The organism is Brevibacillus sp. TJ4 (assembly GCF_044627595.2).
Lineage (GTDB): Bacteria > Bacillota > Bacilli > Brevibacillales > Brevibacillaceae > Brevibacillus.
Window position 1 is genome coordinate 2381809 of the sequence record NZ_CP185865.1, and the last position, 12243, is coordinate 2394051.

At 53.6% G+C, this 12243-nt stretch carries 11 protein-coding genes; 3 read left to right on the forward strand and 8 right to left on the reverse strand.

The genetic code is table 11. The features are described 5' to 3' along the window. Positions 1–5: 5 nt before the first annotated feature. The 6 genes from ACAF76_RS11590 to ACAF76_RS11615 form a co-directional block, all read right to left on the reverse strand. Positions 6–1619 (reverse strand): ABC-F family ATP-binding cassette domain-containing protein, encoded by a 1614-nt coding sequence (locus tag ACAF76_RS11590; RefSeq protein ID WP_400163708.1) that lies wholly within the window; start codon positions 1617–1619, stop codon positions 6–8. Between the two features lie 313 nt (positions 1620–1932). Then, complete coding sequence (locus ACAF76_RS11595) at positions 1933–3045, reverse strand: sulfate/molybdate ABC transporter ATP-binding protein (RefSeq protein WP_400163709.1); 1113 nt, start codon at positions 3043–3045, stop codon at positions 1933–1935. After that, entirely contained in the window at positions 3042–3908 is an 867-nt protein-coding gene (gene cysW / locus ACAF76_RS11600) for a sulfate ABC transporter permease subunit CysW (RefSeq protein WP_400163710.1), read from the reverse strand. The genes ACAF76_RS11595 and cysW overlap by 4 nt, the downstream gene beginning before the upstream one ends. A 13-nt stretch (positions 3909–3921) precedes the next feature. Continuing rightward, a complete protein-coding gene (gene cysT, locus ACAF76_RS11605; RefSeq protein WP_400163711.1) occupies positions 3922–4758 on the reverse strand; it encodes a sulfate ABC transporter permease subunit CysT in 837 nt (278 codons plus the stop codon). A gap of 31 nt (positions 4759–4789) precedes the next feature. Then, positions 4790–5833 carry a sulfate ABC transporter substrate-binding protein gene (locus tag ACAF76_RS11610; protein WP_400163712.1) on the reverse strand — a complete coding sequence of 348 codons (1044 nt, stop codon included), beginning with the start codon at positions 5831–5833 and terminating at the stop codon, positions 4790–4792. 243 nt (positions 5834–6076) lie between these two features. After that, a complete protein-coding gene (locus ACAF76_RS11615; protein ID WP_400163713.1) occupies positions 6077–6613 on the reverse strand; it encodes a dUTP diphosphatase in 537 nt (178 codons plus the stop codon). A gap of 201 nt (positions 6614–6814) precedes the next feature. On the opposite strand from ACAF76_RS11615, the gene ACAF76_RS11620 reads away from it, so the two are divergent. The 3 genes from ACAF76_RS11620 (at position 6815) to ACAF76_RS11630 (ending at position 10343) form a co-directional block, all read left to right on the forward strand. Continuing rightward, the gene (locus tag ACAF76_RS11620) at positions 6815–7753 is read left to right on the forward strand and encodes a rhodanese-related sulfurtransferase (protein WP_400163714.1); all 939 of its coding nucleotides are present in this window, start codon (positions 6815–6817) and stop codon (positions 7751–7753) included. 121 nt (positions 7754–7874) lie between these two features. Next, a complete protein-coding gene (locus tag ACAF76_RS11625; RefSeq protein WP_400163715.1) occupies positions 7875–9320 on the forward strand; it encodes an amidase family protein in 1446 nt (481 codons plus the stop codon). A 198-nt stretch (positions 9321–9518) separates the two neighbouring features. After that, the gene (locus ACAF76_RS11630) at positions 9519–10343 is read left to right on the forward strand and encodes a hypothetical protein (RefSeq protein WP_400163716.1); all 825 of its coding nucleotides are present in this window, start codon (positions 9519–9521) and stop codon (positions 10341–10343) included. 90 nt (positions 10344–10433) lie between these two features. Here ACAF76_RS11630 and ACAF76_RS11635 read toward each other — a convergent pair whose 3' ends face one another. Together ACAF76_RS11635 and ACAF76_RS11640 are read right to left on the reverse strand one after the other, a co-directional pair. After that, complete coding sequence (locus tag ACAF76_RS11635) at positions 10434–10886, reverse strand: hypothetical protein (protein WP_400163717.1); 453 nt, start codon at positions 10884–10886, stop codon at positions 10434–10436. 214 nt (positions 10887–11100) lie between these two features. Beyond that, positions 11101–12213 (reverse strand): YheC/YheD family protein, encoded by a 1113-nt coding sequence (locus ACAF76_RS11640; RefSeq protein WP_400163718.1) that lies wholly within the window; start codon positions 12211–12213, stop codon positions 11101–11103. Between the last annotated feature and the right edge of the window lie 30 nt (positions 12214–12243).

The following is a 12243-nucleotide window of genomic DNA, read 5'->3' on the forward strand; positions in this document are numbered from 1 at the left end:
ATTTTTTATGCGTAATGTTCCTCGCGCAGTCGCTTGATCTCTTCGCTGTCCAGGTACTCGTCGTACGTCATCATCTTGTCGATGACACCCTTCGGCGTGAATTCGATGATGCGGTTGGCAATCGTCTGTACGAACTGATGGTCATGGGAGACGAACAGAATCGTCCCGTCGAAATCAATCAGTCCGTTGTTGAGCGCCGTAATCGACTCCAGATCCAGGTGGTTGGTCGGTTCGTCGAAGATCAGCACGTTTGCGGCGGACAGCATCATTTTGGCGAGCATGCAGCGCACCTTTTCTCCCCCGGACAAGACGTTGGCCTTTTTCAAGGCTTCGTCGCCGGAGAACAGCATCCGTCCCAAAAAGCCGCGGATAAACGTCTCGTCCTGGTCCTTGGAATACTGGCGCAGCCAATCGACGAGGTTCAGGTCGGTGTCAAAGTAAGCCGAGTTGTCTTTCGGGAAGTACGCCTGGGAAGTCGTGACGCCCCATTCGTACGTGCCGCTGTCTGCTTCCACCTCGCCCATCAAAATGCGGAAGAACGTCGTTTTGGCCAGTTCGTTAGGACCGACAAAGGCGACCTTGTCCCCCTTGTTGATAGCCAGGTGCAGATTGTCGAACAGCTTTTCGCCCTCGATCGTCTTGCTCAAGCCCTCAACCTGCAGCAGGTTTTTGCCTGCTTCCCGCTCCGGCTTGAAGTTGATGAACGGATATTTGCGGCTGGAAGGGCGAATGTCTTCCAGGTTGATTTTTTCCAGCAGCTTTTTGCGGGAAGTCGCCTGCTTGGACTTGGAGGCGTTGGCCGAGAAGCGCGCGATAAACTCCTGCAGCTCCTTGATCTTCTCTTCCTTTTTCTTGTTCTGCTCGCGAGCCATTTTCAGCGCCAACTGGCTGGACTCGTACCAGAAGTCGTAGTTCCCTACGTACAACTGGATTTTTCCGAAATCGATGTCGGCGATGTGCGTACATACCTTGTTCAGGAAGTGACGGTCATGGGATACGACAATGACGGTATTTTCGTAATCCATCAGGAAGTTTTCCAGCCAGCGGATCGATTCGATGTCCAGGTGGTTGGTCGGCTCATCCAGCAACAGGATGTGCGGATTGCCGAACAATGCCTGGGCCAGCAGCACGCGAACCTTTTCCGTACCGGCGAGATCCTTCATCTTTTTGTCGTGCAGCTCAGTCGGGATGCCCAGGCCGATCAGCAATTCAGCCGCGTCTGCCTCGGCCATCCAGCCGTTCAGCTCCTCAAACTCCCCTTCCAGTTGGGAAGCGAGAATTCCGTCTTCCTCGCTGAAATCTTCTTTCATGTACAGCGCGTTTTTCTGCTCCATAATCTCGTACAGCCGTTTATGACCCATGATAACGGTTTTCAACACTTCAAATTCGTCGAATTCGTAGTGGTTCTGCTTCAATACAGCAATGCGCTCACCAGGAGTGACGGAGACATGTCCACTCGTCGGCTCGATCTCCCCGGAGAGAATTTTGACAAAAGTGGATTTTCCGGCACCGTTGGCTCCGATGAGACCGTAGCAGTTTCCCGGGGTAAACTTGATCGTTACATCTTCAAACAGGGCGCGTTTGCCGTAGCGCAACGTCACGTTTTGAGTGCTTATCATCGCAATACCTGCCTTTTTCAATCATTCAAAGGTCTATTTTATCAGAAATCTGCTGGTTTGGCAAAAAAATGTGCTTCCAATCGCGTAATCTGCCGCTGGAAGGGAATTCTATTTCGCAGAAGCTGTTTGACAAAAGGAGGTGCATCTCATGTCCAAGCAAAACGGTGTGAAAAACGAGATGGGAAACAAGGAAAATCCGTCGCAGACGCGGTCATCCACGACCGTAGGCAAGGAAGAGACCCGCTCCAAGCAGCGTGGCGAATAAGCAAGGCACAAAAAAGGGAGAGACTGCCAGTCAGTCCTCCCTTTTTGCTTACGAACCGATGTGGATCGGGACAAACGTCGGCTTGGGTGCCGCCGGTGTCTGGGATTCCACGTAAAACGACAGATTGCGCAGCGTGACGTAGACGATGCTCTTTTCCTCGACATCCAGCTCAGCGTAGCGCTGTCTCGTCAACTCGGCTTCGAACATCTCCTGGGTATCCAGACGCTTCAAGTCGAGCCGGACAATCGGCCCCAACAGCGAAACATGGCGGACTTCTGCCATCACAGACTGTCCTTCCACAGGTGTGAGCGACAGCTCCACATCGTGCGGCCGCATATAGCCGATCGCCGGCCACTCCCCTGCCTTATGCGTCCACTCGGTCTCAAACTCCGCTTCGCCCAGTTGAACCTTGCCGTCACGGATGCGTCCGCGAAACAGGTTGACCCGTCCCAAAAAGCTGTAGACAAACGGATTGGCCGGATGGTTGTAAATCACTTCGGGGGAGCCGACCTGCTCGACCCGTCCCTCGTTCATCACGACGACCTGATCGGCCAGTTCCATCGCTTCTTCCTGGTCGTGGGTGACGAACAGAATGGTCAATCCCAGTTTTTCATGCAACTGGCGCAGCCAGCGCCGCAGCTCCTGCCTTACTTTGGTGTCCAACGCCCCAAAGGGCTCGTCGAGCAGCAGGAATTTCGGCTCTACCGCCAATGCGCGCGCCAGGGCCACACGCTGCCGTTGACCGCCAGAGAGCTGGGACGGGTAGCGATGCGCGAGTCCGTCCAACTGCACCAGTTTGAGCAGGGAGTGGACCTTTTCCCGAATCTCCGCCTTGCCGGGACGGGTCTTGCGGGATCGGACCGTCAGCCCGAACGCGATATTGTCAAAGATGTTCATATGGCGAAACAAGGCGTAATGCTGGAAGACGAATCCGACCTGACGCTCGCGCACATCGCGGTTCGTATTGTCTTCTCCATTGAACAGGATCGACCCCTGATCGGGTTGCTCCAAGCCTGCAATCAGGCGCAAAAGCGTCGTCTTGCCCGATCCGGACGGACCGAGCAAAGCTACCAGCTCTCCTTCCGGAATGTGCAGGCTGACGTCCTTTAGCGCCGTAAAGTTCTTGTACGTCTTGGTAATGTTGACAACCTCTATACTCATCCAGCTCTCTCTCCTGACACTTCGTATTGAACCTCTTCCACAGCAAACTCCTGCTTTTCCGTCTTCCACTCAATCAGGCTTTTGACAATCAAGGTGACGAGTGCCAAGGCAGCCAGCAGCGTAGCCACCGCAAAAGCCGCCGCAAACTGGTATTCGTTGTACAGGATTTCTACATGCAACGGAAGCGTGTTGGTCATCCCGCGGATATGCCCTGATACGACGGAGACGGCACCAAACTCCCCCATCGCCCGGGCGTTGCACAGGATGATTCCGTACAGCAGCCCCCACTTCACGTTGGGTAACGTGACGCGCAAAAACGTCTTCCAGCCGCTCGCGCCGAGTGAGACTGCCGCTTCTTCCTCATCTTTTCCTTGCGCCTCCATAATCGGGATGAGCTCCCGGGCGACGAAAGGAAAGGTGACAAAGGTGGTAGCCAATACAATTCCCGGCACGGCAAAAATAATTTTGATGTCATGCGCATCCAGCCACGGACCGAGCATGCCCTGACTGCCAAACAAGAGGACAAAGATCAAACCGGCGATGACCGGCGAGACCGCAAAAGGCAAGTCGATCAAGGTCAGCAGGACATTTTTGCCGCGAAACGAAAACTTGGCAATCGCCCAGGCCGCCGCGATGCCAAACGTGACATTCAGCGGCACGCTGATCGCGGCAACGAGCAGCGTAAGCCGGACAGCCGAGAGCGTCTCTTCGTCTGTGATCGCATCGCTAAAGACGGAAACGCCCTGTTTGAAGGCTTCGGTGAAGACGGCGATCAGCGGCAGGATGAGGAAAAGCGCGAGAAAAAGCAGCGCAATTCCGATCAAGAGCCAGCGAATATACGCCGGTTCCGTCAAGTGTTTCACGTAATGGCACCTCCTATCGGGCGGCGTCGAATTTGTTGATTCGCCACTGCAAGTAGTTGATTACAAGCAGCATCAAAAACGAGGCGACGAGCATGACTGTGGCAATCGCCGTGGCTCCTGCGTAATCGAACTGCTCCAGCTTCGTCATAATCAAAAGCGGGACGATCTCCGTCTTCAGCGGCATGTTGCCAGAGATGAACACGACAGAGCCGTACTCCCCCAGCGCCCGGGAAAATGCAAGCGCAAAGCCGGTAATCACGGCGGGCAGCAAATGGGGAAAGATGACACGGAAAAAGATTTTCAGGCGGGTTGCGCCCAGCGTGGCAGCCGCTTCCTCCATTTGCAGATCCCAATCCTGGAGGACCGGCTGGACGGTGCGGACGACAAACGGCAAGCCGATGAACAGCAATGCCACCCAAATCCCGATCGGCGTATAGGCAATCTTGATCCCCCACTGGGCTGCGTACTGGCCGATCAAGCCGTTCTCCGCGTAGATCGACGTCAGCGCAATGCCACCGACCGCAGTCGGCAAGGCAAACGGCAGGTCGACGATTCCGTCGATAATGCGTTTGCCGGGGAACTGGTAGCGGGTCAGCACCCAGGCTACGAGGACGCCGAATACCGCATTGGCCAGCGCCGCAAAAAAGGAAGCAGTGATACTCACCCGAAACGAAGCGAGCACGCGCGGATCAAGAATGGTGTTGACGAACTGCTCCCAGCCCATCGTCGAAGATTTGAGGAACAGGACGGAAAGCGGGATCAATACGAGCAGGCTGAGGTAGATCACGGTGTAGCCCATCGTCAGGCCGAAGCCGGGCAAAAACCCTCTGTTGCGAAATGGTTTTCTCATGGAGATAGCTCCTTACAAGGGTTGGTTTTTCTCAAGGTTGGTAGATTTGGTCAAACGTGCCCTGGTCGGCGAAATGAACTTTTTGGGCGTTGGCCCAGCCGCCAAACAGCTCGTCGATTGTGAAAAGTTCGATATCGGGGAATGCGGGGGTGTGGGCCGCCAAAACTTCTTGCGAACGCGGGCGGTAGTAGTTTTTCGCCGCGATCTGCTGCCCTTTTTCAGTGTACAGGAATTGCAGATATGCTTCTGTGACCTCTCGCGTCTGATGTTTCTCTACATTTTTATCGACGATGGTAACAGGAGGTTCAGCCAAAATGCTGACGGAAGGATTGACGATTTCGAATTTCTCCTTGCCCAGCTCGTTGACAGCCAGGTACGCTTCGTTTTCCCAGGCGATCAGGACGTCGCCAATGCCTCTTTCCACGAAGGTCGTGGTCGAGCCGCGCGCGCCGGAGTCCAGTACGGGGACGTTTTTGATCAGCTTGGTCACGAATTCCTTCGCCTTCTCTTCGTCTCCGCCGTACTGCTTGAGCGCGTATCCCCACGCCGCGAGGTAATTCCAGCGGGCGCCGCCGGATGTTTTTGGATTGGGCGTAATGACGGAAATGTCCGGCCTGATCAGATCATCCCAGTCCTTGATTTGCTTCGGGTTTCCTTTGCGCACGAGAAAGACGATCGTCGAAGTGTAGGGGGAGCTGTTGTCAGGCAGCCTGCTTTGCCAATCTGCCGGGATCAGCCCGTTTTCTGCCAGCGCATCGATGTCATACGCCAGCGCCAGCGTCACCACATCAGCTTCCAGCCCGTCAATGACAGAGCGGGACTGTTTGCCTGATCCGCCGTGCGACTGTTTGATCGTGACCGTCTGACCGGTTTTTTCCTTCCACTCCTTGGCAAATTCCTCGTTCACCTCCTGGTACAGCTCACGGGTCGGATCGTAGGACACATTGAGCAGCTCTACTGCATTGTCGCCCTCCCCCGAACCGCCTCCTGCGGAGCATCCCCCGATAGCCGCTGCCAATACGATGATCGCCAGCCGCTTCACAGAGGCTTGAACCCAGCTTGAAAATTGCTTCATGCATGTGCACTCTCCCTTTTGAAATTCGACAAAGTTGATCGGATTAGTTTTTATTTACATATGCATTCCTGGTTTACCCCGTCATCCATTTCCCATCTAGACTATGCCCCAGGTGTAGGCGGAGTTCGGGTTTGCACGAAAAAACAAAACGGGAAATTCCGGGCATAAAAAAATAAGACTGTCTCCTCAGTCATCAGACTTTTGAGACAGTCTCTGCTCGTACGCACTTTTTCGATGATCGGCTCAGCTTTGAATCCCGCTGCTGCCAAAACCGCCAGTTCCGCGCTCGGTCTCATCCAGCTCGTCGACCAGCTCAAACAAGGCTTGCGGCACTTGTGCAATGACGCCCTGGGCGATGCGATCCCCTTTGCGAATTACGTAGCTGTGGCGATCCACTTCCCGGTCTATCGTCGCCTCCTTCTCGCTCGCGTCCAGGCAGACATTCCCTTTTTGGCCAGACGGGTGGCGAATGTTGTCTACCAGGATGAAAACTTCCCCGCGGTAGCCGGCGTCGACGGTTCCCGGAGCATTCGAGAGACGCAGCTTGGTCTTCGCACTGATGCCCGAACGTGGGCGCACTTGCAGTTCGTATCCTTCCGGCAGTCCGAAGGCGAGTCCTGTCGGCACCTTCGCCGATTCGCCCGGAGCAATCACGACATCCTCCGTAGCTACGAAGTCAAAGCCAGCGTCCATTTCCCGTGCATAGCGGGGAATGACAGCGTCTTTGTGCATTACTTTTATCTTTACTTGTGTTGTCAGCCGTTGGGTCTGTGTATTCATCGCAATCGCTCTCCTCTTGTACACATGTCGTGTTTTAGTGTACAAGAAGCGCGTATCGGCAGCAAGGCTTGGCCTGCGCAGCAGAGCATTTCATAAAAAGCTCACATTTTCCGTTCATTTTCAGCGCATGGAAACTATGAATGTGATATAATAGCCGTTGCGCAAAAATATCAATCGAATACAGAAAGGTGGAATTGTACATTGCAAGTACAAAAGCCATATCGTATCCTGCTCTACTACAAGTATGTCAAATTGGACAACTACGAGGAGTATGCAGCAGAACATCTCCAGTATTGTAAGGAACACGGGTTGAAAGGGCGAATCATCGTCGCTCCCGAGGGACTCAACGGAACCGTCTCCGGTACCGTGGAACAAACCGAAGCCTACATGGATTACGTGCGAAGCGATCCGCGCTTTGCCGACATCTGGTTCAAAATAGATGAGGCGGATGAACATGCATTCAAGAAAATGTATGTCCGCGCCAAAAAGGAACTGGTCACCTGGCGTTTGCAAGATGACCACGATCCTACCGAGTTGACAGGAAAATACCTGAATCCGAAAGAATTCTACGAGATGATGCAACGCGAGGATGTCGTCATTCTCGACGGCCGCAACTACTATGAATACGATCTCGGTCACTTCCGTGGCGCCATCCGCCCAGAGGTAGAATCATCCCGCGAGTTTCCCGAGTGGATCCGCGAGAACAAGGATATGTTCAAGGACAAAAAGGTGCTCACCTACTGCACGGGCGGTATTCGCTGCGAAAAGCTGACCGGCATCCTGATGAAGGAAGGTCTAGAGGATGTATACCAGCTTCACGGCGGTATCGTCACCTACGGAAAAGACCCGGAGATCAAAGGTCGCCTGTGGGACGGAAAATGCTACGTGTTCGACGAGCGCATCTCTGTTCCGATCAACCAGACCGAAGAAGACGTGGTCATCTCACGCTGCTACTACTGCGGCAAACCGGAAGACCGCTACGTCAACTGCGCCAACCCGTTCTGCAACAAGCAGCACTTCTGCTGCCCCGAGTGCGAGGTGACGTACAAGCGCTCCTGCTCCGATGAATGCCGCGAGCATCCGCGCAACCGCTACGTCGAAGAAGAACAGGCAAAACTGCAAACTGTCGCTGACGAGTAATCATCGGGCAAACAAAGCTGATTCCATTTCCGGGATCAGCTTTTTCTCTTCCCTTGCATCGATTGTTTTTAGTAATATTGAGACGAGTTCGAATTGACTAGAAAATGGGCGGTGACCAATAATGCCAAACCATGAATCGAGTATTCTCCAATGGCAAGAAGCACTGGAGCGAGGTGAGGTAACCTCGCGCGAGTTGACCATTTCCTTCCTGCGCCGGATCTCGCAGTACGACAAACAAGGTGTGACAATCAACGCGATCAGCGAAATCAACCCGGATGCTCTGCACATCGCCGACGCCCTTGACCGGGAGCGGGCAACATCGGGCAGCCGCGGACCGCTGCACGGCATTCCCGTCCTGATCAAGGACAATATCGCAACAAAAGACAGTATGCACACGACAGCAGGCTCTCTCGCCCTCGCTGACTCGTATGCTTCCCATGACGCTTTTCTCGTCACCCGCTTGCGTGAGGCTGGCGCCGTCATCCTCGGAAAAACCAACCTCACTGAATGGGCCAACTTTATTTCCGACCGGATGCCAAACGGCTACAGCTCGCGTGGTGGACAAGTCCTGAATCCGTACGGACCGGGCAGCTTTGACGTAGGCGGCTCCAGCTCAGGCTCCGGTGCGGCGATTGCGGCCGGATTTGCCGTAGTTGCAGTCGGTACGGAAACGTCCGGCTCGATTCTCAACCCTTCCGTTCGCAACTCGCTGGTCGGCATCAAGCCGACAGTGGGCCTGATCAGTCGAAACGGAATCATTCCGATTGCGACCAGCCAGGATACTGCCGGTCCGATGACTCGCACGGTAGAAGACGCTGCCATCCTGCTCGGCGTGCTGGCCGGCGTCGATGAACAAGACCCGGCGACAGGCAGAAGCACCGGGCTCGTACCCGACGACTATCGGCAGTTTCTCGATCGCGACGGACTGCAAGGAGCGCGTATCGGCATCGCCCGTTCGCCTTACCTGGAGCAGTGCGACAACGAAGAAAAAGAACTGTTCGAAGCTGCCGTCACCCATCTGCAGCAAGCGGGTGCGACGGTTGTCGACGTCGCGCTTCCGGCAGATCGTGCGCACTGGGCGCACCGCGTTCTGGTGTACGAATTCAAATCAGGGTTAAACGCTTATTTAAAAACGCTCGATCCTTCGTTTCCGCTGCGCACCTTGCGCGATGTGATGAAGTGGAATGCGGAACACGCCCAGCAGGCCCTCCGCTACGGACAGGCACTGTTCGAGCAAGCGGAACAGACGAGCGGTACATTGACCGAGGCGGAGTACCTGAACCAGCGCCTGTACGACCTGGAGATGTCCCAGACGAAAGGAATCGACGCTGCCCTTTCGGAGCACGGTCTGGACTGCCTGCTCTTCCCGCGCAGCGACGGAGCGCGCATTGCCGCCAAAGCCGGATACCCGTCTGTCTGCGTGCCATCCGGTTATACGTCCGACGGCAGACCGTTTGGGGTCATGTTTACCGGAACAGCCTTTTCCGAACCGACCCTGATCAGGCTCGCCTATGCCTTTGAACAGGCTACCCTGTTGCGCAAGCCACCGGCTGCAACAACCCGGTAAGCGGTCTTCTAACAAGTCTATGGGACTAGCCACATAACGCAAGACAAATCAAAACACCTTCAAGAAAATGCAACCATGTCGCAAGAGACGGGGACAACTTGGAGGTGTTTTATTTATGGCACAGAAACGGAGAAACTCATCCGATACGAATATTCCCCATTAACGAAATACTCAGGAACTTACAAAGGAGAGGTCTTTTTGAAAAGGATTCGTGTTTTTTATATTCTGACTATATTTTGTCTCTTATTCACAGCCTGCAATCAACCTTCTTTATCAAATAAGGAAAATCGCTATCAGGAAAAGAAAGGTCACTCAGGAGACATGGATAAAGAATCGAATGTGAATCCTGATGACAAGAATACAGGTGAACCCGACGTAATTGAAAGTGTATACCCTCTTTCATTTAAAGAAGTACAGACACCAATGAAAAAATTTGAAGAGTTTGAAGTGATCAACAAGGAAACGATAGAGGAAGTTGTTCGGGAAGAAAGGTTTGGGAAGTATACTTTTATAATCTATAGCAAAAAAGATGAAGATCATCAGGACTACGCTGGTTTTTTGATTGAGGGTAATTTCACAGATATATATGAAATAGGAAAAATTGGATACCGATCCGATTTAAACCCGTACACGATTGAAAACGTAAACCTTTTTAGCAAAAACTATCTGGCTATGCGAGGAATATGCGGAGCGAATTGCCCAATTACGTACTATGTCGATATTTATAATGATGAACTGCCTTCACTTTTTCTCGGTATGGAAGCAAACGGAACTGAAACTGATATTTCTGGCGATGGGATTAACGAGCTTATCGCGACAGTCGGTACTCACATTGAAACAACAGTTTACATAGAAGAGGATGGTCATCTATTCCATTCAGATCGATTTGCAATCCCAGGCACGGTACAGGTTTTTTATAATAAAGATGATAACAAATTTCATATTGCTTTTGAGAACAAAAAAATAGGCAATTACGAGTACAAAGATAAACAGTTGCACTTTGTTGAGTTGAAGGAGTTGTGATTTAATGCTCCCTGATAAAGGGCTTCGGTGTATGTAAAAGACGCAGCGATCCGCATGTCGAACCGCTGCGTCTTTCTTGTGCTTTTGCCTCTACGTCGTCGCCTCTTCTTCCGCTTTTCCGAGCCGTTCCTGGAACATCGTCCCCAGCAGGCCGATGTCTACTTCCCACTTCTCATCCTTGTAGTAGACCGTAGCCTTGGGCTCCCCTTTCATCCCGACGATGCGAATACTTGCCGTCTTTACTTCATAGCTGCCATCCGGCTGAAACGAAATATCGGCGTCTTGCAGCTCCGCATCCAGGACAGGCGTGATCGTCTTGTCCACGACCTCCTGTGTCGCTTGTACTGCCGAACGCCCCATTTGGATTACTTGGTCGGGACTGAATTCGAAAAACAGGACGAGGACAACGCCGATCACGACAAACATCGAAATCAGACGGATCAGGCTGCGAACCATCCATTGGGCAGCCAAAATCAACACGATGACGCAAAGCGCGACCGGCCAATAATCGGCTACAAGTTGAAGCAGTTGCTCCACGCTCATCACTCCTTTGCTACCAGTCTGGCCAAAAAGGGGCACGCTGTAATCACCCTGGCACAGGTGCGATTCGTGTTTCGGTCACAGATCGCATACGCAGAAAAAAACCGCCGCACGGATGCAGACGGATTTTGTTATCTCGTGATACTGTCTTATTCGCTTTTTCCAGCCATTTTCCTGCAAAACATTTGGAAAAAATGTCGAATCCGGCTGTACGCGGTCATCCCTCGGCGGCGTTTCTCGAACCCGCATTGTCTTGTCCTTTTGTCCTGGCCAGGTACAAGGCGTACTCCAACGGTCTGGAAATCGCCTTTTGGTACAGCTCCGACATGCCCATCTCCCGAAACACTTCCCGGGCAGGCTTTGGATTTACCTCGATCAGCCAGGCCCGGCCCTCTACGTCGATGCCGATGTCGAGTCCGAATTCCACCATGCGCCCGAAGTGGTTTTCCAACGTACGAGCGGTCTGATGCGCCAATTGTTCGCAGTCGCTGATAATCTGCTTCGTCTTCTCCGCGCCAAAACGCGGAGACAAAAAAGCCGGGACCGGCACCGCCTTGCCTCCGCCGTGCAAATTCGATGTGGCACTGCGCTCTCCGCCAACGCGGATCGCATGTCCGGTGATCGACCACTCGCCGCTGCCGTCCTTTTGTATCAGCAGGCGCATGTCTACCGAACGCCTGGGCATCAGTTCGAGATGAAGTCCCTGCTGGACGACATATCTGTCCCCTTTTGCCCAGCGACTCACGAAGCGCTGCACAGCGGGTACGGTGGACAATAGCGAAGTGACCTTGGCCCGCTGTTTGTCTCTCCCCAACAGCCGGTACCCGGCGTTGGTCCGTTCGATGCGCAAAATATTGCGCCCGCCAGTGCCGTTGATCGGTTTGACGTACAACAGCGCGTGCCGCGCCAGCATCCTGGTCAGAATAGCGGGACTCGTGTACAACAGCGTCTCCGGGAGCCAGCGGTGCATCCGCGGGTCGCGGGTAAGCACATCGTGGACCCGCCACTTGTTGGCCAGGCGGTTGTTTGCGTAGAGAAAACGGCTGTTGCGACGAAATGCGACGTAATCCCGAAACGCCTGCGTGGGAGTGTAGCGGTAGCGGTCAAACACGGCATCTGGCGTCGGAAACAGCTTCGCCTGCCATTTTCCATTGTGGTCGAGCACATAACCGCGCACCTGTTTGCCCCCTGCCAGCACATCGTGGGGTGCAAACAGGAAGACGGTAGCGCCAAGCTTTTCCCCTGCCTTGATCAGACGGCGAAAGTAGACAGGCTCTGCAAATCGTCGTCCTTCTCGCCAGGTCAGAACGCCAATTACGGGTCGTTTCATCTGACCACCCTTTCTCGTATCCTCCCTGGC

What these genes read in the sequence shown, in the direction of transcription:
- ACAF76_RS11615 (WP_400163713.1), bottom strand. Translation starts at nt 6,613, where the DNA reads ATGAATACACAGACCCAACGGCTGACAACACAAGTAAAGATAAAAGTA.
- ACAF76_RS11625 (WP_400163715.1), top strand. Translation starts at nt 7,875, where the DNA reads ATGCCAAACCATGAATCGAGTATTCTCCAATGGCAAGAAGCACTGGAG.
- ACAF76_RS11590 (WP_400163708.1), bottom strand. Translation starts at nt 1,619, where the DNA reads ATGATAAGCACTCAAAACGTGACGTTGCGCTACGGCAAACGCGCCCTG.
- cysT (WP_400163711.1), bottom strand. Translation starts at nt 4,758, where the DNA reads ATGAGAAAACCATTTCGCAACAGAGGGTTTTTGCCCGGCTTCGGCCTG.
- ACAF76_RS11640 (WP_400163718.1), bottom strand. Translation starts at nt 12,213, where the DNA reads ATGAAACGACCCGTAATTGGCGTTCTGACCTGGCGAGAAGGACGACGA.
- ACAF76_RS11610 (WP_400163712.1), bottom strand. Translation starts at nt 5,833, where the DNA reads ATGAAGCAATTTTCAAGCTGGGTTCAAGCCTCTGTGAAGCGGCTGGCG.
- ACAF76_RS11595 (WP_400163709.1), bottom strand. Translation starts at nt 3,045, where the DNA reads ATGAGTATAGAGGTTGTCAACATTACCAAGACGTACAAGAACTTTACG.
- ACAF76_RS11635 (WP_400163717.1), bottom strand. Translation starts at nt 10,886, where the DNA reads ATGAGCGTGGAGCAACTGCTTCAACTTGTAGCCGATTATTGGCCGGTC.